Raw genomic sequence first — 25,176 nt, forward strand, 5'->3', positions numbered from 1 at the left:
AAGCCGATCACCGAGTACGCCCCCGAAAGCCGGGCCGCACTGCAGTACCGCGCCCTGGCTCAGGAGTTGGATGAATATGTCCATCAAGCGATCGCTCAGCCAGCTTGAGACCCTCTTCTCGGGGGTCTCGGAACCGGACGTCCCGGTCGCGCCCGAACGGAAGCCCCGTCGGAGCCGCGAACCTTCGTCGGCGCCCAGCGGATGGGTCTGGGAATTCGACACCGAGGGCAACAGCCTGTGGTGCTCGGATGAGATCTATCCGCTGCTGGGCCTGCGCGCTTCGCAAACCAAGGGACGGCCGTTGGAGGAGTGCGGATTGCTGCCGGAATCCGCACAAAAACTGCGCGCGGCCATCGAATCGGGGGAGCCGATCGACAATTTGTTCCTGACCGCCAATCACCGCAACGGTTCGATGATCCTTCTGTTGATGAACGCCCTTCCCCGAATGAACGACGAAGGGCAGGCGTCGACTTATCGTGCGGTCGTCCAGCTATTGCAGTCGGCGGCCCCGGTCCACGCGCCGGTCAAATTCCGCAAGCCGGCGGCTTCCTCCGGGAAACGTCCCGCCAGGCAGGCAGACGCATCCGCGGCGGAAGCTCCTGCCTCCGCTGCGGCGGCAACCCCAGCACGGCGCCCGCGCCCTCGAAAGCCAACCGCGGCCGCGGCGGCCATGGCAGGAGCGGCGGACGCCATCCCCGGCGCCCAGAAAGCCAGGCTGCGGCGCAAACCGAAACCGGAGATACCGGAGGCCGTCTTTGAAACCGCCAAGGCACCCTCCCGGAAACGGGCCGTAAAGCCGCCGGCCGCAATCCCGTCCTCCGTCTCCGCCGAGGCTGCTCCCGCGGGTAAGCCAAAACGCCGAGCGGCCAAGCCCGCCGCTGTAGATGAACTCGCATTCGAAGCCGTTCCCCCCGAACCGAGAAAACGGGCCGCCAAGCCCCGTCCGGCGCCGTCCGTCCCGCAAACGGCCGAACCCCTCCCGCCGCAGGCCAAACGCGTCCGCCGGCCGGCCGCGGCGCCGAAGCAGCGCGCCGCCAGGCCCACCCCCGTTTCCGCAGAACCTCCGGCGGAAGCGGTTGCGGCCGTAGAAAAGAAAAAACGGATCACCAAAACGTTTGCGGCCCCGGCAGAAGAGCCCGCCGCTCCGAAAAAGCGGATCACCACACCGCTGTTCACAACCGCCGCCGCACCGTTTGAGGAGACTCCGGCGAAGGCGTTTCCCCGGAAGCGCGCCACCAAACCCTTCCCGGAAGGGAAGCCCCCCGCGGCGGAACCGGCCAAGAGGAAGCCCACCAAACCGCTTCCGGAACGCAAACCGGCCCCCAGCATCAGCAGCATTTTGGAATCCGCCGGGCAGGTCGATGCCGATAAACGCCTGCATAGGCCGTCGCTTGAGGAATTGCTGCCCTCCATCGCCCCTTCGTTGAAGAAAATCACCGATCGGGATCTGGCGGCGGGCGGCGGAAAATCTCCGGCCGAAACCCCGCCGTCCGAATTTGGGCAGGAAATCCAAGAACCGGTTGCGGCGGCGCCGGCAACTCCGCAGGAAGTCGAATTCCTTCCGGTTGAACCCACGGAATCGGCAACGCCCTTCTTCGAGCCCGGGAAGGAAAGCGCTCCCTCGGCCGCGCAGGCGCCTGCTCCATTGGCGGCGCCGGAAGTTCCCGAAGCGGAGCATACCGCCCCCACCCCGGCGGTTCCACCGGAATCGGCCTTCCTGCATCCCGCAGAAACCGTACCCGTTCCATCTATGGGGACAGCCAAACCCGAGTTAATCGCCGCGCCGCCGACTCCACCGCCGGCGATGGAAACCGCCGAACCGGCTCCATCCACGGCTCCGGCCTCCGCCGCGCCGCCAACCCCTCCGCCGGCCGCTTTCCCCGCGCCGGCGATGGAGGCCGCCGAACCGGCTTCATCCGCGGTTCCGGCCTCCGCTGCGCCGCCGACCGCGTTCCCCGCGCCGACGATGGAAGCCGCCGAACCGGCTCCATCCGCGGCTCCAGCCTCCGCCGCGCCGCCAACCCCTCCGCAGGAGGCAAAGCCTGCCGCCCTGCCGCAGATACCGCCGAAGAAGTCCGGTCCCCTGCCCCCCTTCAAGGGTACCGGTCCATTGTCGCTGCGCAGTCTTTCGGCAACCTCGCAATCGGCCCCGTTCACTGTCCATCCGGTGCTTTTCCACGATGACATGGGCGGACTTCAGCGATTGGAAGCCTACAATACGCCTGAAACACAGAAAGCGCTCACCAGCGGAGAGTTGGTGGTCGCCCAGCCGGGCGACGACGGGCACGGCGAGCCCAATTCCGTCATGGCCGTTCCGATCCGCTTGCAGGATCAGATCCTCGGCGTGCTTGAATTCCGCGACGAGGAAGGAAAACGCTACTGGACCGACGAAGACCGGATGCTGGCGGAGGAAATCACCGACCAGCTGGCCTTGGCGCTGGAAAACGCCCGGTTGTTTCACCAAGCCGCCGCCCGCACCCAAGAACTCGCGCTGGTCAACCGCGTGGTGTCTTCGGTCGCCGGTTCGCTGGACCTGCTTACGAGTTTGGATACGATCGCGTCCGAATTGGCGCGGGCACTGTCCTTGGGACACGCCAGCATTTCGCTGCTCTCCGAGGACAAATCCACACTGACCCTGGTCAGCGATCAGCCGGGCCGTCTGGACCGTTCGAGTCCGACGATCTTCGTCTCGGCGAGAGAATCGCCGATGCTTCAGAAGGCGGTCGTCGAGCGCGGTCCGACGATCTTCACCGGCGTGAGTGAAAACCCGCTGCGGCCGCTGTTGCCCGGCGAAAAGCATGAGCACCGCACCCGCACCCTGGTCCTCTTGCCGCTGGTCGCCGAGGGCAATACGATCGGCTTGGTCGGCATGCACCTGCTGGAAGAAGGCCGCAGTTTTACGCCGGAGGAATTGCGTCTGGCGGAGACGATCGTCGCCCAGGCGTCGACCGCCATCCAAAACGCCCGCCTGCACAACCAGACGGAGCAGGCCCTGCGCGAAGCGGTCACACTGTTCCAAACTTCGCAGCGCCTGCAGAAGGCCGGCGGCGAGGAACAGCTGATGCAGGAAGCGCTCGACTCGTGCAGGACGGCTGTGGTCCTCAACAGCATCTCGATCCAGCTCTTCGGCGAAGAAACCGGCCAGACCTACGTACAGCAGGTGGCGCACATGGCCGACGCGGATCAGCCATCGGTGGAGGACGGGACTCGCTTCCCCGGCGTGCTGTATCCATTCTTCGACCTTTTGCAAAGCGGCCAGACGGTGGTCAGCAACCATGCCCAGGAAGACGACCGGTTGTCGGGGATGGTGCGCCCGGTGCTGGCCGACCTTGCCATCGCCTCGATGGTCGCGGTCCCGTTGCGGGTCCGCGGTGAAAACATCGGCATTCTGCAAGCCGTGCGCCGGGTGGCCAACCCCTTCTCGCACAGCGAAGTGCGGTTTCTCGAGACGGTCGGCGCCCAGCTTTCGGTCGCTCTCGACAACTACCGTCTGCTAAACCAAGCCCAGCGCCGCGCCCAACAACTGGAGATCGCGGCTGAAGTCAGCCGCCTCGCCACCTCCACGCTGGAAACCGGCACCCTGCTTTCCCGCGCGGTGAACCTCCTGCGGGAGCGGTTCGGCTTCTACCATACCGCGATCTACCTCCTCGACGAACAGGGCAAATACGCCGTCGTCCGGGAAGCCACCGGCCAGCCCGGGGTGCAGATGAAGGAAGCCAAGCACAGCATCGCCGTCGGATCGAAGACGGTGGTCGGCCAGGTCACGGAAAACGGAAAACCGTACGCCGCGCTCGACGCCTCTAAGGATCCGTACTTCCGCGCGCATCCCACCCTGCCGGAGACAAAGACCCAGCTGGCCTTGCCGCTGAAAATCGGCGACCGCATGCTCGGCGCCCTCGACATTCACGTCGCGCGGGCGAATGCCTTCCTGCCGGCGGACATCTCCGTTCTGCAATCCCTGGCGGACCAGGTGGCCGTCGCTCTCGACAACGCCCGATCCTACGAAGTGGAGCGCGAAGCCCTGAAGGAAATGCGCGAAGCCGACCGCCTGAAAACGCAGTTCCTCGCCAATATGAGCCATGAACTGCGCACGCCGCTCAACTCGATCATCGGCTTTTCACGCGTCATTCTGAAAGGAATCGACGGCCCGATCACGGACCTGCAGAACCAGGACTTGACCGCGATCCACAATGCCGGCCAGCACCTCCTTGGCCTGATCAACGACATCCTCGACATCTCCCGGATTGACGCCGGGAAGATGGAATTGGCATTCGAGGAAGTGGATATGCGAAACCTGATTCAAAGCGTGGCGTCGACCGCCCTGGGGCTGATTAAAGACAAGCCGATCCGGCTGTCGCAGTACATCCCCGACGACATCCCGCTGGCCCGCGCCGATCCGATCCGCGCCCGCCAGGTCCTTCTGAACCTGCTGTCGAATGCGGCCAAGTTCACCGAATCGGGCAGCATCGTCATCGAAGCCAAATTGCAGACCAATCCGGACAATTATCCGGAAATCGTCGTGAGCGTCTCCGACACCGGCTCGGGAATCCCCTCCGATCACTTCCCGAAATTGTTCGAGGCCTTCTCGCAGGTCGACGCCTCGCCCACCCGCCGCACCGGCGGAACCGGACTCGGCCTTTCGATCTGCAAGCGCCTGGTCGAGATGCACGGCGGACGGATCTGGGTGGACAGCATCCTCGGAAAAGGCTCCACCTTCTACTTCACCCTGCCGGCCCTCCAGCCGAAGGCGGCGCCGGCCGCGGAAACGGCTCCGGCGGCCGCGGCCGCCCCCGGCCGCAAGACCGTGCTGGTGGTGGAGAACGAATCCGGCGTGGTTCAGCTGTACCGCCGTTATCTCGAACCCCGCGGCTATACGATCGTCGAGTTGACCGACGGCGCCCGCGCGGTTCCGATGGCCCGCGAACTGCGTCCGTACGCGATTCTGCTGGACGTGAACATGCCCTCCCCGGACGGCTGGCAGGTTCTGGCCCAGTTGAAATCGGATCCCGTGACGCGGCCGCTGCCGGTCATCCTGTGCACCATCACCGAGGACCGCGGACGCGGCCTCAGCCTGGGAGCCGCCGATTACCTGGTCAAGCCGATCCTGGAAACGGACCTGGTGTCCTCTTTGGAAAAGCTCGAAAAAACAGACCACAAGGACTACAACGTTCTGGTGATCGAAGACAATCCTGACGAAGCTCAGATTGTCCAGCGCATCCTCGAAAAGTTGAGCGGATTCTCAGTGGCGATGGTGGCGGAAGCGAAAAGCGGAGTGGAACGAGCGGAAAACGACAAGCCCAGCCTGATCATCCTGGACCTGCAGCTGCCCGGATCGGCCGGATTCGACGTCCTCTCGACCCTGCACACCAATCCGAAAACCAAACCGATCCCGGTCATCGTCCTCTCCTCGGCGGATATGAGCCCCGACCAGATGGAGGCCGTTTCCAGCCAGGCGCAGGCGATCCTTCGCAAGGAGCAATTCTCCGAGCACGATCTGCTGGAAAGCATCGCCCGCGCGCTGAAGCTGTACGAGCACCGGGGCATCCCCGGCACCTCACCGCTTTCGATGGAATCGAAGAAATCCACATCGCCGCTTCCCGGTGAACGGAAGAGCCCCACGTCGCCGTTGACCGCCGACAAGAGAAGCTCCACCACTCCGCTTCCCGCGGAATCCAAGAGCGCAACCACCCCCCTTCCGTCCGAGAAAACAACCTAACCCAGCCCGCCGGGTCCGCCCAAGCGGCGGATCCGGCGGGGGGAACAATCGAACAGGATGAAACGTCATGGCCGCGCATTTCGTGGTGGAGTGCATTGATTGCGGAAATTTCTACCCCTATTCCCCCAGAATTCCGCTTTGCCCGAAGTGCCAAAGCGGGTGGCGGCAGGCCCGCTACGATTATCCGACCCTTGCCAAGACCTTCGCCCTTCAGCTTCGGGAGCGGCCTTTCCATTTCTGGCGCTATCTGGATTTGCTGCCCATCACCAACGCGGCCAATATCGTCACCCTCGGCGAAGGCGGAACCCCCTTGCATCACGCCCCGAATCTGGGATTAATGCTCGGCCTGCCGAACCTGTTCATCAAGGACGAGCGCCAGGGTCCGACGGCGTCATTCAAGGATAGGCAGGCGGCGCTCACGGTCTCCGCCCTGAAGGAAGCCGGAATCCACGAAGCCGTGGTGGCCTCCACCGGAAACGTCGCCATTTCCTATTCCGCCTATTGCGCCCGGGCCGGCATCAAACTGTGGGCCTTCCTCACCAGCATGGTCCCCTCCGCCAAAATGCAGGAAGTCGCCATCTACGGCACCCAGGTGATTAAAGTGACCGGGACCTACGATCACACCAAGCAGGTGGCGGCGGACTTCGCCAAGCGCAAGGGGATTTTCATCGACCAAGGAACCCGAAGCATCACCCCCGTCGAGGCCATGAAGACCATCGCCTTCGAGTTGGCCGAGCAATTAACGCCGCTCCTCGGAACCAAACTCACCGGAACCGGAAAACTAAAATCCTCGCCGTGGCGGTGTCCGGATTGGTACATCCAGGCGGTCAGCGGCGGCATGGGACCGCTGGGCGTTCTTAAGGGATTCGAGGAATTGCAAACCCTCGGATTGTCCTCCAACGTGCCCGGCATCGCGGTGGTCCAAGTTGAAGGATGCGCCCCGATGACATCGGCCTGGAAAAAAGGACTGGACCAGCCCGATGTCGTGGCCTCTCCGGTGACGAACATTTCCACGCTTTCCACCGGAGATCCCGGGCGGACATACCAACTCTTGCGCGCGCGGCTGACGAAGCCGGAGGCGCGGGGGGCTTTCGAAACCGTATCCGACGAGGAAGCCTTCCGGGCAACGCACATTGTCGCCAAGATGGAAGGCATTTCGCTGGAGCCCGCGGCCTCGGTGGCCTTCGCCGGCCTGTTTAAGCTCGTCCGCCAAGGGACCATCCGCCCCGACGACGTCGTGGTAGTCAACGCTTCCGGGCATACCCTGCCGATCGACCGGGATGTGCTCGGCGAAGGCTGGGAGACGGAAGTCTCGCTCCCCGGCACTTCCGAAATCGAGATGCCGCGCGAAGGCCTGCTGGCCGCCCTCAACCGCCTGGACTTCCGCCTGCGCAAAGTGGTCATCGTCGACGACGATCCGAACTCCATCCGGCTGATCCGGCGCATCCTTCAGGCGCGCGGCGGTTTCGAGATCAGCGAGATCTCCGAAAGCCCCAAGGCGATGGAATTCATCCGCCGACAGCAGCCGGATTTGGTGGTGATGGACCTGATGATGCCCGAGCTTGACGGATTTGGGCTGCTGGAACTTTTAAAGAAGGATCCCGACCTGGCCGACATTCCGGTGGTCGTGGTTACAGCCAAGATGCTCGTTCCCGAGGAGCGCCGCCGGCTCAGCGGGCAGATTCAACGCCTTTTACAAAAGGGCACGTTCTTCGACGACGATCTCCTTTCCGAGATCAACAAGGCGCTGGAATGAATCGCGCGGAAACCCCCGAGGCGCCAGGCGACGGCATGCCATGAGGATTCCCGGATGACACGGATACGGACCTGGACCAACCGGACCACGGGATTTGCCGCAGCCCTCTCCTCGGCCTTCTTCATGGGCATCTCCCCCACGCTGGGCAAAACCGCCTTCTCCGGAGGGTTTCTCCCGGTGGAGGTCGTCGGCTTGCGCGCCCTCGGTGCCGCACTCCTGCTGTTCCTGATCATCTTCTTCTGGAAAAAAAACCTCCTGCAAATCTACCCCATGGGACTGATCGGCTGCCTGCTGGCGGGTTGGATCAACGCGCTTGGAGCGCTGTTTTATTACAGCGCGATCACCCGCATCGACACCAGCTTGGGCGCCATCATTTATTCCTTGTATCCGGGCTTCGTCGCCCTGTTCCTCCTCCTGGACGGGTACGCGCCTTCGCGGCTGAGCGTCGTGCGCCTGGCAATCGCCATCCCGGCGATAGTGCTGATCACCTCGACCGGCGATCACCGCGTGGATTTGGTCGGCATCCTGCTGATGCTGGCTTCCTCGGCGCTGTACGCCCTCCATCTTCCGGTCAATCAGCGCGTTCTTTACGAAGTCCCCGCTCCGACCGTGACTTTCTACACGCTCGTCGCCTCCGCCGCGGTGCTGCTGCCGATGCTGCTGTTCAACTCCTCCTTCACCCAGCCGCACTCGCAATTGTCATGGCTGGCCTTGGGAGGCATGACGCTGGCGATCTTTCTTTCGCGGCTTACCTTGTTCGCCGGTGTAAAGCACATCGGCGGGCTCCAGACCGCATTGCTCGGACTGGGCGAATTGCTGGTGACGGTGTTTTTCGGCATCTTCCTTCTGAAGGAAGAGCTCAGCCCCACCCAATGGCTGGGGGGCTTCCTCATGGCCGTGAGCATCCTGTTGGGAGTCCGCGAGCCGCCGGTTCCGACCCGCCTGGCGCCGGGTACCGGATGGCTTGCCTGGCTGCACCCGAAATCTCCGGAGGAACTCGTGCGGGAAGCCTTGGCGGCCGGCGCATTGGCTCCCCTGCCGCCGGCGAATTCTCCGCCCGAGGAGCCCCCCTCCTCCCCGCCATCGTCCGATTCCACCGCTCCGCAGTCTTGACGGCATCCGTGTTCCGCCGTTTTCAGGTCCTGAAAGGATACTGAATTGGCTTTTCCCCGCCCCAAGTAAAAGGATCTTTCCGACCAACCGGCGCCGACATTTGCCGCTAACCATTCCCGTCCAACCCCGTCCCCGCCCGCCTTCCGCCCGTACGGAGAAACCGGAGTTGAAGATGAAATCCCTCCCTCCTCATTTTGCGGCACCCGGCAAGTGAGAAGGTTGAGGAACAATATTCTTTACAGCTACTCAGGCTGTCTATTTCCGTGCAAAAAAAAAGCAGGACCGGCGTTCTTGGTTTGGTTCGTCATCCCGGCGCCTGCCCTCGCGATGGGGAGCGCTCATATCCGGGATCCATTGTTTTCCGATGCTTCCATGGACGCCGGCGCGGCGATCGCTGGCGGAGCAGTCTAGAATGCTTTCCCCAAAGGAAACGGATGAGGGGCTTCCAAAACCAAAAATCTCTCCGCCGCAATAAAAGTTATTCCATCCGTATATGCTATACTTGCTCAGCTTTTCCGGCCGCCGCACCGCCAGAGGTTTTTTATGGCTCGTCATTTTCTCAGTCTGAAAGACTTTTCCGCCCAGGAAATCCGCCGCGTGCTGGATTTGGCCGTGCGGTTGAAGCGGGACCGCGCGGAGGGCGTCAACTCTCCGATCCTGCGCGGAAAAGTGCTGGGAATGATTTTCCAGAAACCCAGCCTGCGCACGCGGGTGTCGTTCGACATGGCGATGCGTCATCTCGGCGGCGATGCCCTCTACCTCTCCCCGGCGGAAATCGGCCTCGGCCAGCGCGAATCCATCGCCGACGTCAGCCGTGTGCTTTCGGGGTACGTGGATGCCGTCATGGCCCGCGTCTTCGCCCACGAGCACGTCGTGGAGCTGGCGCGTTATTCCAAAGTTCCCGTAATAAACGGCCTTTCCGACGACTATCACCCCTGCCAGGCCCTGGCGGATTTGCTGACGCTGGAGGAGCATTTTCAGGACGTCCGAGGACTGACCCTGGCCTACATCGGCGACGGCAACAACGTCGCCCGGTCACTGCTGATCCTCTGCGCCAAATTGGGGGTGCATTTCTCGATCGCTTCTCCGGAGGGATTCGCCCTTGCGGAAACCGACGTCGCCCAGGCCCGCCGCGACACTGAAGCCAGCGGAGCCGAGATCACCCTTTGCCGCGATCCCGCAGAAGCCGCAACGGGCGCGGACGCGCTGTATACCGATACGTGGGTGAGCATGGGCCAGGAGGCGGACACGGCGCGGCGGGAGAAAGCCTTTGCAGGCTACCAGCTTAACGCCACCCTGCTGCGGAAAGCCAAACCGCAGGCTGTCGTCCTGCATTGCCTGCCGGCCCACCGCGGGCAGGAAATCACCGACGAAGTCGCCGACGGCCCGCAATCCCTGATCTTTCCGCAGGCGGAAAACCGCCTGCACGCGCAAAAAGCCATCTTGGCGGACTTGCTGGCTCCTGGATCCTAGCAGGGCATGGAAAAGCCTTTCATCGGTGTCATTGCGAGCCTGTCCTCGCGCAGCGGGGGCGACCGGAGGGAGCGAAGCAATCTCCTTCGCTGGAAAAGCAGGAGCCGGCTTCGTCGCTTCGCTCCTCGCAAATGACATCTCCGGACTTTTTCAACACCCTCCTAGAGGGATCTTGAAAAAGGCCATCAACCACGTGATTGCGGGCACGTCCTAGGGCAGCGGGTCGACCAGAGCAATCGCAGCCCGTCCCGGAACGTCCAACGGGCGGGCCGGGACGATCTCCTTCTTCCGCAGAAAAAGGAGACGGCTGGGCTGCTTCGTTTCCCGGCTTCGCCGCGGACCTCGCAACGCGGGGGCTGAGCTTTCACCGCGACCCGCCGCGCCTTTTTGCGCATCCCGCCGGATCGCTTGGCGGTTTTACAGGACGCGCGACGCAGGAAGGAATCCTCCGCGAGAGGGATTCGCGGATTCATCGGGAGGAAATCACTCGGATGTTCAGCGATTGGAAAACGCGCTATCCGCACAAGGTGGTGGACAGCGACCGTGCCGTGGAGGCCATTCAAGACGGATACCGCGTGTACCTGAGCGGTAACTGTTCGGTCCCCAAAAAGCTGCTCGATGCGCTCGTGCGGCGCGCCCCGAAGGTTCACAACGTGGAGATCGACCAAGTGCTCACGGTTTGTCCGGACGATTATGTCTCCCCGGCGATGGAAGGGCATCTGCGGGTGAACACGATGTTCATCAGCGAGAACATCCGCCAAGCGGTCAACGACGGGCGCGCGGATTTCACGCCGTGTTTCCTCTCGGAAGTTCCGGAGTTGTACCGGCGGGGGCATCTTTCGCTGGACGCCGTTCTGCTCCACGTCAGCCCGCCCGATTCCCACGGCTTCGTCAGCCTGGGCGTGGAAAGCGGCATGGTGAAGACTCCGGCCTCCCTGGCGCACCTGGTGATCGCCGAGGTGAATGAGCGCATGCCGCGCGTCCTGGGCGACACCCTGTTGCACATCTCCCAGATCGATTACCTCATCCCGGTCGACTACGAACTGGCCGAAGTCTCGATGGGCGAACCGGGCGAGATCAGCTTGAAAATCGCCGAACACATCGCCCCGCTGATCGAAGACGGGGCAACCCTGCAAGCCGGCATCGGCGAAATCCCCGGCGCCGTCCTGCGCCACCTGGTTGACAAAAAGGATCTTGGAATTCACACCGAGCTGATCTCCGACGGGATGGTGGACCTGGCCGAGGCGGGGGTGGTCACCAACGCCCGGAAAAAGATACACCGCGGCAAGATCATCGCCGGATTCCTGATCGGCACCCGCCGGCTGTTCGATTTCGTGGACGACAATCCGTTCGTGGAACTGCATCCGATCGAACACGTCAACGATCCGTTCGTCATTTCCCGCAACGACAACGTGGTCGCGATCAACTCCGCGATCGAGGTCGACCTCACCGGCCAGGTGAGCGCCGACAGCATCGGCACGAAGCTGTATTCCGGCGTGGGAGGCCAGTTGGATTTCATGTACGGCGCCTCGCGCTCCAAGGGCGGCCGTCCGATCATCGCCCTCCCCTCCACCTACCTGGGCAAGGACGGCTCGCTGCGCACCAAAATTGCGCCGATCCTGACCCCCGGCGCCGGAGTCACCACCACCCGCAACCACGTCCACACCATTGTCACCGAATTCGGCGCGGCGCAACTGTACGGGAAGAACATCCGCCAGCGGATCCGGGCGCTGATCGACATCGCGCACCCCGAATTCCGCGAGGATCTCTCCCGCCAGGCGCGCGACCTGTACCGAGTCTGATGAAAGGCGGGAATCCCCCATGAGCGATTTGTTTTCCAAGCACGGGCGGGTCCGGATCATCGCCACCATCGGTCCGGCTTGCGAAGCCGAAGAGACCGTGGTGGAAATGGTTCGGGCCGGGATGGACGTTGCCCGCCTGAACTTCTCCCACGGCACGCTTGAGGACCACGCACGGAACATCCGCATGCTGCGCGGGATCTCCGGCAAAATGCGTCAGTCGATCGCCATCCTGCAGGACCTGCAGGGAGTAAAAATCCGGACCGGTCCGCTTCGGGAAGGCCACGTCCCGCTTGCCAATGGCCGTTCGTTCATCCTGACCGCGCGGACCGTCCCCGGGGACGCCGAGGAAGTATCCGTCACCTGGCCCGATCTGCCGCACAACGTCCGTCCGGACGATCAACTCCTCCTGGACGACGGCCGAATCCGCCTGCGGGTGGAGAGCGTGCGCGGCGCCGATATATTCACCCGCGTGGAACAGGGCGGAGTCCTGCTTCCGCACAAGGGAATCAACCTTCCCGGCGTGCGCCTGGCCGTCTCGGCGCTGACCGAAAAAGACAAGCAAGACCTCGCCTTCGGGCTGGAGCAGGATGTGGATGCGGTGGCGATCTCCTTCGTCCGCAAACCGGAGGACGTCGCCGAGGTCCGCGAGTTCATCCGCCGGACCGATCCTTCGAAATCACACCTTCCGCTGATCGCCAAATTGGAACGGCGGGAAGCTCTCGAACAGCTGGAGGCGATCCTGGATGCCGCCGACGGCGTGATGGTGGCGCGCGGCGACCTGGGCGTGGAAACCTCGCCGCAGGACGTGCCGGTCATCCAGAAGAAAATCATCGAACGTGCGAATCTCAAATCCAAACTGGTCATCACCGCGACCCAGATGCTGGAAACCATGATCGCCAACCTCCAACCCACCCGGGCGGAAGCCTCCGACGTCGCCAACGCCGTCTTTGACGGCTCGGACGCGGTGATGCTCTCCGGCGAGACGGCGATCGGCGCCCATCCGGTGGCGGCCGTCCAGACGATGGCGACCATCCTGCACAAAGCCGAGGAGCACTTGGGGGAATGGGGACGGTGGAAAGGGTTTACGTCAGGTGAAGGAAAGGACCACCCTACGGCTCTGGCGCACGCCGCCGCGGAATTGGCCAAGGATCGCAAGGTTTCCGCGATCGCGGTGTTCACCCAGCAGGGCCGCTCGGCCAGGCTGATGTCGAAAGCCCGGCCCTGCGCGCCGATCCTGGCGTTCACCCCGAATCCGCGCACGTACCGCCGTTTGTCGATGCTGTGGGGCGTGGTCCCGGCCTTGGTCCAACCGGCGGCTTCGGTCGAGGCCATGGTGGGCCTTGTCGCCGCCGAACTGCTGCAATCCGGGCCTATTCAACCGGGACAGCAGGTGATCCTGGTTGCATCCCTGCCGATGGAGCTGCACGGACCGCCGAATTTCATTCTGTTGCACACCCTTCAGGACCAGGAAACCAAATCCCAGCCGGCCGCGCGCAAGCCGTGAGCGCGGACCGCATCCCATAGCCGTATTCCCAGCAGTAACAAAGGCAACGGGAACAGCATCAGAGGGTGTTGGACGGGCTGGCCGTCCATGCGCACCGTCAGTAAAAAAAGGATCCACAATCCGAAAAAGACCGCGCCCAGCATCCCGGCAAACCGCCGGGAGGAGATGCGCTCCGGATTTCTTCCAGACAAGATCATCGCCAACGGCAAAAGCAGCAGGAATTGGTTTCCGGGATCCATGGGGATGCCGGAGAGAGGCGCAAGCAGGATAGTCATCCCGATCGGGGCCAGCAATCCCACTTCTCTTTTTCGCAACAGGCGGATCCCGATTCCCAACAAAGCAAGCCAGACAACGACGGAAATCCACACCCCGGCCAGAAATCCTACCGCTCCGGCAGCTTCCCGCAGGACATCCGCCGGAGTGATGGGCGGGTTGTACAGCGCAAAACGCTGAATTTCGTCCCAATTATCGGCCAGCCAGGTCGGCAAAACCGCGAAACTCAACCCCGTCAGCGCCGCCATCACCGCCCCGAACGACAAGAGCATCCGACATCGTCCCGCACGGATCGCCCAAAAGAGCGCGGCCGTGATCGGAAGCAACGCCACTTGAGGTTTGACGGTGCAGCAGGCCAGGAAAACACCCGCCGCAACGTCCCAACGCTTTTTTACACAGAGCAGGGATATTCCAAAGAACAGGCTTACCAAAACAACGGCGTTGCCGTTGACGATCGCCCGCATCCCCAAGTACCAGGAAAGGGAGAATACAAGGAACGCGACCCGCTGTCCCCGGGTCCACTCCGCGCCGGAAAGGAACACGGCGAGGGCGGCGAACGCCGCCGCGGCGATTTCCAGGACTGTCATCCACAACGCGCGGGCCCAGACAAAATCGGAAATCCATCCGAAAGGAAGAAACAGGAATTCCGCATACAGGGGATAAGCCACCCGCAGTTCGTGTTCGCCCGGACCGGCCGGTCGGCCGTAGACCAAGGTCTGGATTTCGAGTGCGGTCTGATCCGAGTAGGGATTCCTCCCGTCGAGCACAGCCCGCACTCCGATCCAATGGACCAGAAAATCGGTCCCTCCCGGCGCGCTTTGCGCAAACCTATAATTGGCAAACGCAAGTCCCGCGATTCCCAAACCTGAAAGCAGAAGGAACACGGCCCAAGGAATCCAGCTATCCGGAAGCAATCCGCGCCGTGCAAACCGATTCATCTGTCGCTCCGCATGCCGCAATCCTCAGGTTCGGAACCAGTCCGGAAGGAGACGGATGCTTTTCCCCAAACAGACGCCCGTCCAGAACACCAGCCGGCCGTCCAACGGGCGGATCTGCCCGGCTCGCACCGCTTGCAGGCCGGGCATTTTCCTCCTGAAAAACGAAGCATCCTCCTCCCCAAACGGGAACGGAGAGTTCGGGAGTAAAATCATTTCCGGATCGGCGGCCGCCACTTCCTGCGGCGTAACCAGGGGATACCGGCAATCCTGCCGTCCGGAAAACACGTTATCCGCGCCGCACAAGGAAAGCAGGTCGCCCGGGTAGGTATCCCCATTGAAGGTCACCCAACCGGACGGATCTTCGGCCGGGCCCTCGCGGGAACGGGGGCAGAAGACGCGCTTCCGCCTTTCCGGGCGGGACCCTCCCAACCAATCCACGGTCCTTTCCAGCCATACGACGCTTTGCAGGGCTGTTTCCGACGCGAAGCAAAGGACCAGATCACGCAGATCCGACACAGCCTGGGGGACGGTCTGCGGCGCCGTTTCCCAGATGCAGATACCAGCCCCGGCCACCGCCTCCCTCACGCCCGGGGGAGTCTCCTCTGCGTTCAACGCGACCAAATCCGGGTGCAAACCGGCGATGGTTTCGATCTTGGGAGAATCCAACCGTCCGACACGGACGATTCCGCCCAACTCATCCGGCAAAGGGCATTCGTCGGTTACGCCGACCAGAAATCGGCCCAATCCGAGAACCACCATGCTGTCGGTTATCGCGGGGAGCAAGGAAACGACGCGTTGCGGGGCAAACCCGGAGCCGAGTCCCAACTTCATTTCGGCCACCATTGCCGGAAAGTGATCGTGGGTTTCCCCTCGCCCCAGATCTCCCGTTCAGCGGCCGGTCCCAAGGCCAAGGAAACCCCCTCCGGCAGTCCGATCCGAAAGTGATCCTTGCGCATGGGCGGTTGTGCGTCGTCCTTCCCTGCGGCAAAGTGGGTCTGCACGACGGCGCCCGGAAGCCAGCGCAAAGCGGGCCCGGCGCCGGAATTCGATTTCGGCCCGCGGACTTCTTCGCCCAGGGCTTCCGCAGCCGAGCCTTCGGCGACAATCACCGCGCCGGAATCCAAAGCCGCCAAAAGAAAATCGCAAGCGTCTGAATCTCCCAGGGCGCGGGCGTAATGCAGCGAATCGGAAAGGTCCGGTAAAACGGCGATCGCCGCCTCGGTCAGGGCCTCTTCCAAGATGTCGGAAGCCCCGCAATCGACGGCGCAGCCGGCCCACCCCGACGGGTCGGTCCATTTTTGGAGAACGAATTCCGCATCCGAGAGTTCCGCCGGAGATGGCGCGACCGCCACGATCGAACCGGCATGCATCACCAGCGCCAGCGCGCGTTGGACGGCCTCCTCCGGCATCGGTCCCCCGGAGAGGATCAGCCATCCGGATCCGGGCGGCCGGCGGAACAACTGGGGTAAAACCGAGGGCATGGTTTTTCCTGTCGCGGTCCGAAACGCGGGCAAAGGGGCGGCTTACCTTCTCTGCGGGCGCCCGTTGCGCCGGTTGGTATCCCGCCCCGCCTCCCCCTTCGCTTCGTTTTCCGCCGGCGGCGCTCCAGGGGATGCATCCTCCACCGGGCCGATCTCCTCCCGGCGGAACTCGACGGTGCCGCATTCCTCGCCGAGATCCACCAAAACCCCGTCGCGGAGCGGGAAGACCTCCGCGACTCGGCCGATGCCGCGGGGTGTTTGAACGCGTTTGCCGCGTTTGGGAAGTTTTTGCCGCGCTTCCGCATACTGTTCGTATTCGTAAATCAGGCAGCAGCGGAGTCGCCCGCAGATGCCCGTGATTTCACCGGGATTCAGCGAAATGCCCTGCGCTTTGGCCATCTTGATCGAGATCGGATTGAATTCGCCGAGGAACTGCGCGCAGCAGCGTTGATCCAGTCCGCAGGCTCCCAATCCGCTCAACAGTCGGGCAACGTCACGCGGACCCACCTGCCGGAATTCTATTTGTTGGCGTGAGAACCGGCGAGCCAGTTCGTTCCGCAGGGGTTTCAGATCCAGCTTCTCGTCGCTTTCCGTGGAATAGATCACCGTCAGGTGGGAACCGTCGTATCCGAATTCGACGGCGTAAAAGCGCACGCTTGGAAAATGGAACTTCTTGGCGCTCTCGCGGACGGCCGACAGGGTCTCCTCTTCGCGCTCTTTCCACGACTGCTGGACCAGCAGGTCCTTGGCGGAGGCGGGCCGGTCGATCATCCGCCGTTCACCCTCCGCGGCCTTCGGATGGCAGACAAAACAGGCCACCCTTCCGATTTGTTTACCGCGGGCGGTGGTCACCACGACGTAGTCGCCGGGACGAATCGATCCGGCATGCTCCCCTGCGTCGAAGTGGTAGATTTTTCCCATCTTCTGGAACCGAACGCCGATGATGGCGGTCATTTACCGATCGCCTTTCTACGAACCGTTTGGAACTGTTCCGCATGATTATACCTTTTTCGCTTTCCGCCCCCGGCGCTCCCGCCCGGGCAGAAGAGGGGATCGGCTTGGGGCGCGCCGCCCCCGACGGCCGCTTTCCTCCGGGCCATCCGGTATAATTCCTGCGTTGTCCATCCCCATCCTGGGCCCGGAGGAAAAATGCCCCGTTCATCCAAACGAAGCAGAACCGTCGGCCCGCCGGATTCCTCCCCTCGGTCCGTTCGAAACCGCAAACCGGGCCGCACCGGCCGGTACGGTCGCTCGCGGTTCTCCATTCCGACAACCTGGAAACCGGTGTTGGCCGTGGCGGCGGCCATCGCACTTATCGTCATTTTCTTGGCGGCGGTTCGCGGCGGCTTGAATTCGCAGTCCGGAACGGACCTCTCACCCGCCCAGGCGATGGAGCAGATCTCGAACGGGGCGGTCGTCCTCGACGTCCGGACCTACGAGGAATTCATCGGCGGCCACATCGAAAACAGCCTGTGGATCCCGCTGGCCGAATTGTCCGCGCGGTGGAACACCCTGCCCCGCGATCGGCCGATCATCCTCGTATGCCGTTCCGGCGTACTCAGCGATCAGGCGCGGGACATGCTCGAGGGCGCCGGGGTCGAGAACGCCGTCAGCCTTTCCGGGGGATTGCAGGCTTGGGTCGCGGCGGGATTTCCGACCGTGGCCGGAGAACCCTAATCCGCGACCGATCCTTCCCCGCCGGAGTCGGACCGGTGATTCTCCGCTCGACGGCGTTCTGATTGCGGCCGTTCACGGGTTTTCATAAATGGCTGCACAGAAAAAACCAACCCTCTTCTCCCCCCCTCGCCCTCTTCTTCCACACCCGGCTTATTCCCGCTTCGTGAGGGCGGGCACCGGGAGAGGGAAGGCGAAAAATGACGGTTTTTAGTTTTTTCAGACAATGAGAGTATTATCGGATCTCGCGGACGATACAGAAAATGTGTTTTTTCAGGGGAGTCATATATAATCAGTGGAAGACTGCACCAATCCGCCGAACAAGCGGCGGCCGCTCCAAGACCGACGGAGTTAAAGGACAAGATGGGATCCTCCCACCAACCCGCGGACAGATCCAAACCCGACCAGCTCCAGATCGAAGTCCATGCCGCCCTGCGGGCGTTGGTTCACCCCCACTCCAAGCCGGATTTCAGCCGCCTGCAACGATGCCTGCCGCATCTCCTACCGGCGGATACGGCCCTTTCCGCCGAAGGCGTGCGGATCCTTTTCGACCGGGCACTGGAGAAGATGAAGACCGGATATCCGGATATGTTCACCCTGCTGAGGGAAAGATTCTGGGAAGGCCGGACGATGCAGGAGCTTTCGATCAACCAGGGTCGGTCGTCGAGCGGCCTGTATGCGATGCAATCCCAAGCCCTGCGCCAACTCTCCAAAACCATTTCCGAAATGAATGCGGAAGCCGAGACTCACCGCGCGGAGGCGGTCAACTACCGCTGCCGCAACCTTCCCCCCTGCCCATTCCAGCGGCTGTTCGGCTTTGAGGATTTCCTGGTCCAGATCGAAAAGTGGCTCACCGACCCGCAGGGCCCGCAAATCATCAGCCTCGAAGGCTTGGGCGGCCTCGGCAAAACCGCGCTGGCATACGCCGCCGTGCGCGAGGCGTTGGCCTCCGGCCCCTGGGCCGACTTGGCCTGGGTGTCCGCCGTCGACCGTCCCTTCTACCTGTGGGAAGCCCCCGATACGCCCCCACCGCTGAATCCGGACCGGATTATCCAACAGATCGCGGAACAATTGGATCTGCCGGAAGAGGTCGTTAATCTTCCGGCGGAGGAACGCCGCGCCGCGGTCAAGGCGGCGCTTTCGGAAAAGCCCTGCCTGGTCGTTCTCGAGGACTTGGAACCGGAACACCGTCCGAAGGATTTCCTGCCGAACCTGATCACCCCCACCGGCCCGACGCGCTTTATCCTAACCAGCCGCCAGCGCCTGCCGATGCTTCCGGGCTGCGCCAACCTTTTCCTTCACGAGCTTTCGCGGGACGCGTGCTTCGAAGTCATGCGCTATGAGGCGCAAGAGCGCAAAATGCAGATTTCCGCCGCGGACATGGAGAAGGTGTTTGCGCTGGTGGGCGGGAATCCGATGGCGATGAAATTGATCATCGGCCAGGCCGTCAGCCTGCCCTTGCACCGCGTTTTGGAGAATTTGCTGCCCGCCACGAAGGGGACGCCGGCCGGAAACATCCTCCAGCAAATCTACCGCCATTCGTGGAAGCTGCTGCTGCCCTCCGCCCGCCAAGTGCTGTTCGCCATGGAAAGGTTTTCGCCGAACGGCACGGGGTACGACGACCTGCTGACCGCGACCAACCTTTCCTCCAAGGAACTGGATGCGGCTTTGCAGCAGTTGGTGACCCACTCGCTGGTGGTCTATAATCCGTCGCCGGTGGACCTGTACACCATCCACCGGTTGACCTACCTTTTCTTGTGGACCTTGCAGCGGGGAGGGACGATCAACCTGATCGACACCAAACCCGCCGCGCCGCCGGAACGGCTCGGCGGGGCGGGGAAGAAAAAATAGAGACGCGCGCCGTTCGTCGATCGGCCATTGCCGATCCTACAAACCACAACGAGCAACGCCTCAAGCCTGCGGTTTGCCGCCGACCCCGCCGCTTTGGAGCGCAAGCACGCTGATCCGGGCGGCGGTTTGTTCGGCAATGCTTTTCAACGCCGCGGCGGCCGGAGATTCCGGATGGGCGACGACGATCGGCCGGCCGGCGTCGCCGCCGATCCGCACTTGCGGATCGATTGGGATTTCCCCCAAGAACGGGACCCGGGCCTGTTCGGCCAGTTCCTTCCCCCCCCCGCGCCCGAACAGGTCGATCGGAGCGCCGTCCGGACCAGCCCAATAGCTCATATTTTCGACAACGCCCAGGACCGGCACGTTCATCAGGCGGAACATCTCCAGGCCGCGCGAAGCGTCCTCGCGGGCGACTTTCTGCGGCAAAGTCACAACGATGCCGCCGGACAGGCGGATCAGCTGGGCGAGGCTGATCTGCACGTCGCCGGTCCCCGGCGGCAGGTCGACGATCAGATAATCCGGATACCCCCAATCGACATCGGATAACAGTTGGCGCACCGCGGAGTGCAGCATCGGTCCGCGCCAGACCAGGGGCCGTCCGGGCTCCACCATCAATCCGATCGAAACCACCTTCACGCCATGCGACTCGGCCGGGAGGATCCGATCCTCCCGGAGAGGAGGCAATTCGCCGATTCCCATCATGGTCGGCACGTTCGGGCCGTAAATGTCGGCGTCCAACAGACCCACCGTGCTTCCCGCCCGAGCCAAGCTTACCGCCACGTTCACGGCGACGGTCGTCTTGCCCACTCCGCCCTTTCCAGAAGCCACCGCCACGGTGTTGCGCGCCACCGGTTTCAGCGCACCGGCCGCGGCCGAGGCCGGGACGGCGGCATCCACCCGGATATCCACCCGGCCCACGCCGGGAACCGCCTCCACCGCCGCCCGCGCATCGGCCGCGATCCGATCCCGCAGGGGGCAGGCTGGCGTGGTCAGCATCAAGGTGAACGAGACCCGCCCATCCTCCACCTTCAGATCGCGGATCATGTTGAGGCTGATGAGATCCTTGTGCAGTTCCGGATCCTCGACGCCGCTCAGCGCCTGGCGCAGTTGTTCGATCGTCGGTCCGGACCCGGCTTCCTTTCTTCCGGCCATGGTTCTTACCGTCCTTCTTTTGAATTCGGACCGTTTTCGAGGTAGGCCCGGATTTCCTTCTTCGATTTGTCGAACAGGCGCAAGAGGTCCTGGTCATTCCCACGGAAGCGCAGGATCGCCTGGCGGGCGCAGGCGGTGCAGCCGCGGAGGGCGCGGAAGGAATCCGCCTGGCAATTCAGGCACCCGACGATCCGAATCATCATCAATCCGAAAGCCAAAGCATCGGGGTCATCCTCTTCCAATTTGGCAACCCGGTGAACCAAGCGCTTCCATGGCGATCCGCGCAAATCGCCCAGGGAGGGGACCACGCGCATCGGGAACAGCATTTCGGCGTCTTCGTGATACATCAGGCTTCCTCGGTTCGGCGCGTCCCCCGCCCCGCCCGCGCGGCCTGCTCCCGGGCGAAGGCGGCGGGGTGGACGGCCGCATGATAGGACGCCGGCCTCAACAGTTTTTCCAGATTGTACCTGTGACCGGCCTTCTCGGTGGATGCCAATTCATACTCCCGGTCCATCCGGACGGCGTCGAAGGGACAAAATTCCGCGCAATAGCCGCAATTCATGCACCGATCGATGTCGAGGAAGAACTCCGCCGGTGCGGGAAGCGGCTTCCCGGTTTCGGGATCGCGCGCGCGGACGATCCAGATGCATTGCGCCGGGCAAACCCGGGCGCACGTTCCGCAAGCCGTGCACCGCATCGTTCGGCCGCCCCCGTTTTCGTCGTAGATCAAGAACGGGAGCATCCGGAACGCCTCCGGAAGGGGCAGACGTTCCTCCGGATACTGGACGGTGAAGATTCCGCGCGCTTCCTTGCTGCGCCGCACGGCGATTCCCCCGGGAGTGAAATACCGCCACCCCCATCCGCGAACGTCCTCCCAATACGACTCGAGCAGGTGGCCCAGGGTGATGCAAAAACCCTTCAGGATACCCATTCCGAACATGAGGTTAACCCCTTTTCACCGCGAAGCCGCAAAGACCGTGAAGAACAACGGACTTCATCCTTGGCGTCCTTTGCGCCTTCGCGGCGGTAAGGGCCGCCGGATTCATCGGTCCGTCTCCCCGAGAATGATGTCAATGCTTCCAAGAACCGCGGCAACATCCGCCAGCTTGCCGCCGCGGCACATCTCGGCCAAGGCCGTCAGGTTGATGAACGACGGCGCGCGGACATGATACCGCCAGGGATTGCTCCCGCCCCGGGAGGCCACGTAGAATCCCAATTCCCCTTTCGGCCCCTCCACCCGCCCGTATGCCTCCCCGGGCGGAACGTGGAATTGATATTTCGGCTTGCCCGCAACGACCGCTCCCCGGGGCAGGTCGCGCAGGGCTTGGCGGAGGATGCGCATGCTTTGCCGGATCTCATCCATCCGCACCCGATACCGGTCGTATACATCGCAGCCATCCCGGCACGCGACGTCCCATTCCATCCGGTCGTAGACGGAATACGGTTCGGCTTTGCGGACATCGTAGGGCACTCCGGAGGCGCGCAGCACCGGCCCGGCCGCCGAACAGGCGACCGCCCGTTCGCGCGGAAGCACCCCGACGCCGATGCAGCGGTCGCGCAGGATCTCGTTCCCGGTCAGGTATGCCTCCAATTGGTCCACCCGCCGCGGAAGCCGGTCTGCGACCAATCCGCCGACCGCCCGCAGGGCGTCCTCACCCACATCCGCCTCCAGCCCCCCGAAACGGAAAAAATTGCACATCATCCGCGATCCGGTCACGGCTTCGAAGACGTCGAGGATCAGTTCGCGCTCCTCGATGGCGTACAAGGCGGGGGTGAAAAAAGCCCCCAGGTCGTTGAGCAGGAATCCGATCGCCCACAGATGGCTGACGATGCGGGTCAGCTCCGCCAGGACGACCCGCAGGTAATCGGCGCGTTCGGGAGGACGGATCCCCAGCAGTTTTTCCACCGCGAGGACATAGCCGAAATTGTTGCTCAGCGAAGACAGGTAGTCCAGACGGTCGGTGAAGGGGATGTTGCCGAGAAAGGTGTTCCGTTCGCCGATCTTTTCATGACAGCGGTGCAGGTATCCCATCACCGGCTTCAGGTTCACCACATTCTCGCCGTCCAAAAGCGCGGCGATTCGAAAGACGCCGTGGGTGGAGGGGTGCTGGGGGCCGAGGTTGACGGTCAGCAGATCGGTTTCCAGGCCGCCGCCCCCCCCGCCGCCGTCCTTCTCGAGCGCCGCATACAGCGCCCGGTCGTCCTGCGACTCTCCTCCGGCGGGCGCGCGCCCGGTGGAAGGCCGGACGAACGGAGCGGATTCCTCCGAATCCGGCGGCCGACCCGCCGGCCAACGGGATGGGAACGGCTTAGACTCCGCTTCGTACAAGGGTTCGCGCCAATCCTTGCGCAGCGGATGTCCTTCAAATCCCTCCCACAACAGGATCCGGCGCAGGTCCGGATGGCCGTCGAAACGGATCCCCAGCAAGTCCCAGGCTTCCCGTTCCTGGAACTCCGCACCGGGGAATACCGCGGTCAAGCTGGGCAGGCGCGCCTGCTCCCGCGGAGTTCGGCTTTTCAGGACCAAACCCGGACCGCCGCCGCTCCGGTAGAGATGGTACACGGATTCCAGCCGGTCTTCGGGGAGATCATCCACGCCCGTGACGGAGGAGAGGTAGTCGAATCCGTCCTCGTCGCGCAATGCGCGGGCCACCTGCGGCAGGGCATGCGGAGCGACGATCCAGCCGCCATAGCCGGGGCGCGCATCTTTTTCGACAATTCCCGGAAAACGCGCTGCGAGGTTCACGTCCCCGGATCCTCCTCCGGACGAGAAGCGGATTGCGCCGGCAGGATTAAATCCGGTCCAAGAACGGGGATGGGCACTTCGCGGGGAATCCCGCTGCGCCATGGAGAAGTGCGGAGTGAATGGGAAGCGATCGTTTTTTGAAGCACGATCAGCCCGTTTAAAAGAGCCTGCGGCGTGGGCGGACATCCCGGGATGTAAACGTCCACGGGCAGAAGCTTGTCGATGCCGGGCACCACGTTGTACCCTTCCCGGAATGGTCCGCCCCCGGAAGCGCAAGCGCCCATGGCGACGACGTGCTTCGGTTCGGTCATCTGGTCGTACAGCCGGACGATCACCGGAGCCATCTTCTTGGTCACCGTACCGGCCACGATCAACAGGTCGCTTTGGCGCGGGCTGGGGCGCATGATCTCCATCCCGAAGCGGGCCATGTCGAAGCGGCTGGCCTGGGTGCAGATCATTTCGATCGCGCAGCAAGCCAATCCAAACATCATCGGCCAGACGGAGTTCTGCCTGCCCCAATTGATTATGCGGTCGAGGCTGGTGACGGCAATACGCCCGGCGGCGCCGTCGGGCAGCGGGAAGGCAGGATCGTGTAAGGCGTCTTCCATCATGACAAGGCAAATTCCCAAGGTTTTCCAGCGGTCGGTGGAACGGCGGGCTTTCGGCGGATTATACATCCCGGGCTGTCCGTTTTGGATGGTTGGGGAGGGAGAAAAAACCGGTTGCGGATATGGCGGAGATTCCACGACCGGCGTTCGCACCGGGGGTTGACAAGCCCGGGCAATTATACTATTCTACCTTTTGTAGTATAGCTACGAGGATACCATGCCATCCGAAAAATTCAACGAGCGGCAGCTGCTGGAAAATTGGGAGGAGGTGTATAAGAAGGGTTTTCTGACCTTTTGGCTCTTGTTGTTCCTTCACGAGCGGCCGGCCTACGCCTACGAGGCGGGCCCGGAGGTGGAAAGGCTGAGCCGGGGAAGTCTGTCCGTCGACGAGAACAGCGTCTACCGGGCGCTCAACCGGTTTGAAACCATCGGATTGGTATCCAGCGAACTGCGGGATTCGGACATCGGTCCGAAACGGCGTTACTACCGGCTGACCCGCACCGGTGCGGGCTTGCTGGCCGCGTTCATCCGCCGCAACATCCTCTTGTTTGAGGACCCCGCGTTGCGGGATAGGCTTCAGGCCGTTTTGAGGAATGATCCTTCGTCCAAGGAGAACCCTCCATGAGCCTCGAACAAATGGAATTCCGTCTGACGAAATGGCAGGCACTCGTTTGGGCCTGCCTCGGCGCCGCCGGCGGGCAACTCCTGTCGTCGGTCGCCGATGCACTCCAACCCCGTCGGCAAATCGGATTGGACCAATACCTCTCCTGGTTGTGGGTGTGGATCATTGTCCAGACGCTCGCCGTCGCGCCGGCCGTCGTCCTGATTCTTCACCGCGATTGGCGCTCCCTTCCCCTCTCCCTGCGTCTTCGCTGCGTTTTCGGCTCCATCGCGGCGGCTTGGATGGCGCTGTTTTCATTCGGTCTGCGGTTGCGCTCGGGATTGGATTTCGCGGAATACCACGTCGTCATTCCGCTGTTGATCCTCGGTGCGGTCCTGACCTGGATCTACATCCGCCTGCGAAACCAATTATTCACCGCTCCGGAGGCGATGTTCCCGTAATCCGGGGTTTCTCAGCGGCGTTCCCGC

The 25,176-nt window shown here is 63.0% G+C and carries 19 protein-coding genes; 10 read left to right on the forward strand and 9 right to left on the reverse strand.

Annotation, left to right across the window (positions count from 1 at the left end; translation table 11 throughout):
• The first annotated feature begins 76 nt into the window (after window positions 1-76).
• The 6 genes from JW929_07755 (at window position 77) to pyk (ending at window position 13,364) form a co-directional block, all read left to right on the forward strand.
• Window positions 77-5,716: a GAF domain-containing protein gene (locus JW929_07755; protein MBN1439286.1), complete on the forward strand. Its 5,640-nt coding sequence runs from the start codon at window positions 77-79 to the stop codon at window positions 5,714-5,716.
• A gap of 67 nt (window positions 5,717-5,783) precedes the next feature.
• Window positions 5,784-7,472 (forward strand): pyridoxal-phosphate dependent enzyme, encoded by a 1,689-nt coding sequence (locus tag JW929_07760; protein MBN1439287.1) that lies wholly within the window; start codon window positions 5,784-5,786, stop codon window positions 7,470-7,472.
• Window positions 7,473-7,526: 54 nt separating this feature from the next.
• Window positions 7,527-8,585 (forward strand): DMT family transporter, encoded by a 1,059-nt coding sequence (locus tag JW929_07765; protein ID MBN1439288.1) that lies wholly within the window; start codon window positions 7,527-7,529, stop codon window positions 8,583-8,585.
• Window positions 8,586-9,128: 543 nt separating this feature from the next.
• Window positions 9,129-10,058, forward strand: a complete 930-nt coding sequence (gene argF / locus JW929_07770; GenBank protein MBN1439289.1) for an ornithine carbamoyltransferase — start codon at window positions 9,129-9,131, stop codon at window positions 10,056-10,058.
• Window positions 10,059-10,549: 491 nt separating this feature from the next.
• Window positions 10,550-11,860, forward strand: a complete 1,311-nt coding sequence (locus tag JW929_07775) for a hypothetical protein (protein MBN1439290.1) — start codon at window positions 10,550-10,552, stop codon at window positions 11,858-11,860.
• 19 nt (window positions 11,861-11,879) lie between these two features.
• Entirely contained in the window at window positions 11,880-13,364 is a 1,485-nt protein-coding gene (pyk, locus tag JW929_07780) for a pyruvate kinase (GenBank protein ID MBN1439291.1), read from the forward strand.
• On the opposite strand, the gene JW929_07785 is transcribed toward pyk, so the two are convergent.
• Genes JW929_07785 through JW929_07800 form a run of 4 tightly spaced genes read right to left on the reverse strand, consistent with a single transcriptional unit; the run spans window position 13,319 to window position 17,010 of the window.
• A complete protein-coding gene (locus JW929_07785; GenBank protein ID MBN1439292.1) occupies window positions 13,319-14,575 on the reverse strand; it encodes a DUF2029 domain-containing protein in 1,257 nt (418 codons plus the stop codon). The genes pyk and JW929_07785 overlap by 46 nt on opposite strands.
• Before the next feature lie 24 nt (window positions 14,576-14,599).
• Window positions 14,600-15,406, reverse strand: coding sequence for a hypothetical protein (locus JW929_07790; protein ID MBN1439293.1), 807 nt, complete (start codon window positions 15,404-15,406; stop codon window positions 14,600-14,602).
• Window positions 15,403-16,056 (reverse strand): hypothetical protein, encoded by a 654-nt coding sequence (locus tag JW929_07795; GenBank protein ID MBN1439294.1) that lies wholly within the window; start codon window positions 16,054-16,056, stop codon window positions 15,403-15,405. Before JW929_07795 ends, JW929_07790 begins: the two co-directional genes overlap by 4 nt.
• Before the next feature lie 42 nt (window positions 16,057-16,098).
• Entirely contained in the window at window positions 16,099-17,010 is a 912-nt protein-coding gene (locus tag JW929_07800) for a hypothetical protein (protein MBN1439295.1), read from the reverse strand.
• Between the two features lie 195 nt (window positions 17,011-17,205).
• On the opposite strand from JW929_07800, the gene JW929_07805 reads away from it, so the two are divergent.
• Window positions 17,206-17,733: a rhodanese-like domain-containing protein gene (locus JW929_07805; protein MBN1439296.1), complete on the forward strand. Its 528-nt coding sequence runs from the start codon at window positions 17,206-17,208 to the stop codon at window positions 17,731-17,733.
• Window positions 17,734-18,093: 360 nt separating this feature from the next.
• Window positions 18,094-19,581, forward strand: a complete 1,488-nt coding sequence (locus tag JW929_07810) for a hypothetical protein (GenBank protein MBN1439297.1) — start codon at window positions 18,094-18,096, stop codon at window positions 19,579-19,581.
• 60 nt (window positions 19,582-19,641) lie between these two features.
• Here the strand turns inward: JW929_07810 and JW929_07815 are convergent, their stop codons facing one another.
• From JW929_07815 to JW929_07835, 5 genes are all read right to left on the reverse strand, one after another.
• The gene (locus JW929_07815; GenBank protein MBN1439298.1) at window positions 19,642-20,733 is read right to left on the reverse strand and encodes an Mrp/NBP35 family ATP-binding protein; all 1,092 of its coding nucleotides are present in this window, start codon (window positions 20,731-20,733) and stop codon (window positions 19,642-19,644) included.
• A 5-nt stretch (window positions 20,734-20,738) separates the two neighbouring features.
• Window positions 20,739-21,080, reverse strand: a complete 342-nt coding sequence (locus JW929_07820) for a hypothetical protein (GenBank protein ID MBN1439299.1) — start codon at window positions 21,078-21,080, stop codon at window positions 20,739-20,741.
• Window positions 21,080-21,673 (reverse strand): 4Fe-4S binding protein, encoded by a 594-nt coding sequence (locus JW929_07825; GenBank protein ID MBN1439300.1) that lies wholly within the window; start codon window positions 21,671-21,673, stop codon window positions 21,080-21,082. Before JW929_07825 ends, JW929_07820 begins: the two co-directional genes overlap by 1 nt.
• Window positions 21,674-21,775: 102 nt before the next feature.
• Window positions 21,776-23,581: an NADH-quinone oxidoreductase subunit D gene (locus JW929_07830; protein ID MBN1439301.1), complete on the reverse strand. Its 1,806-nt coding sequence runs from the start codon at window positions 23,579-23,581 to the stop codon at window positions 21,776-21,778.
• Window positions 23,476-24,090 (reverse strand): NADH-quinone oxidoreductase subunit B, encoded by a 615-nt coding sequence (locus JW929_07835; GenBank protein MBN1439302.1) that lies wholly within the window; start codon window positions 24,088-24,090, stop codon window positions 23,476-23,478. Before JW929_07835 ends, JW929_07830 begins: the two co-directional genes overlap by 106 nt.
• A gap of 214 nt (window positions 24,091-24,304) precedes the next feature.
• Between JW929_07835 and JW929_07840 the strand changes: the two genes are divergently transcribed.
• Window positions 24,305-24,712 (forward strand): helix-turn-helix transcriptional regulator, encoded by a 408-nt coding sequence (locus tag JW929_07840; protein ID MBN1439303.1) that lies wholly within the window; start codon window positions 24,305-24,307, stop codon window positions 24,710-24,712.
• On the forward strand, window positions 24,709-25,149 hold the full coding sequence (locus JW929_07845) for a hypothetical protein (protein MBN1439304.1): 441 nt from the start codon (window positions 24,709-24,711) through the stop codon (window positions 25,147-25,149). The genes JW929_07840 and JW929_07845 overlap by 4 nt, the downstream gene beginning before the upstream one ends.
• Window positions 25,150-25,176: the final 27 nt, after the last annotated feature.

The sequence above is a fragment of the Anaerolineales bacterium genome, assembly GCA_016928575.1.
Classification (GTDB): domain Bacteria; phylum Chloroflexota; class Anaerolineae; order Anaerolineales; family RBG-16-64-43; genus JAFGKK01.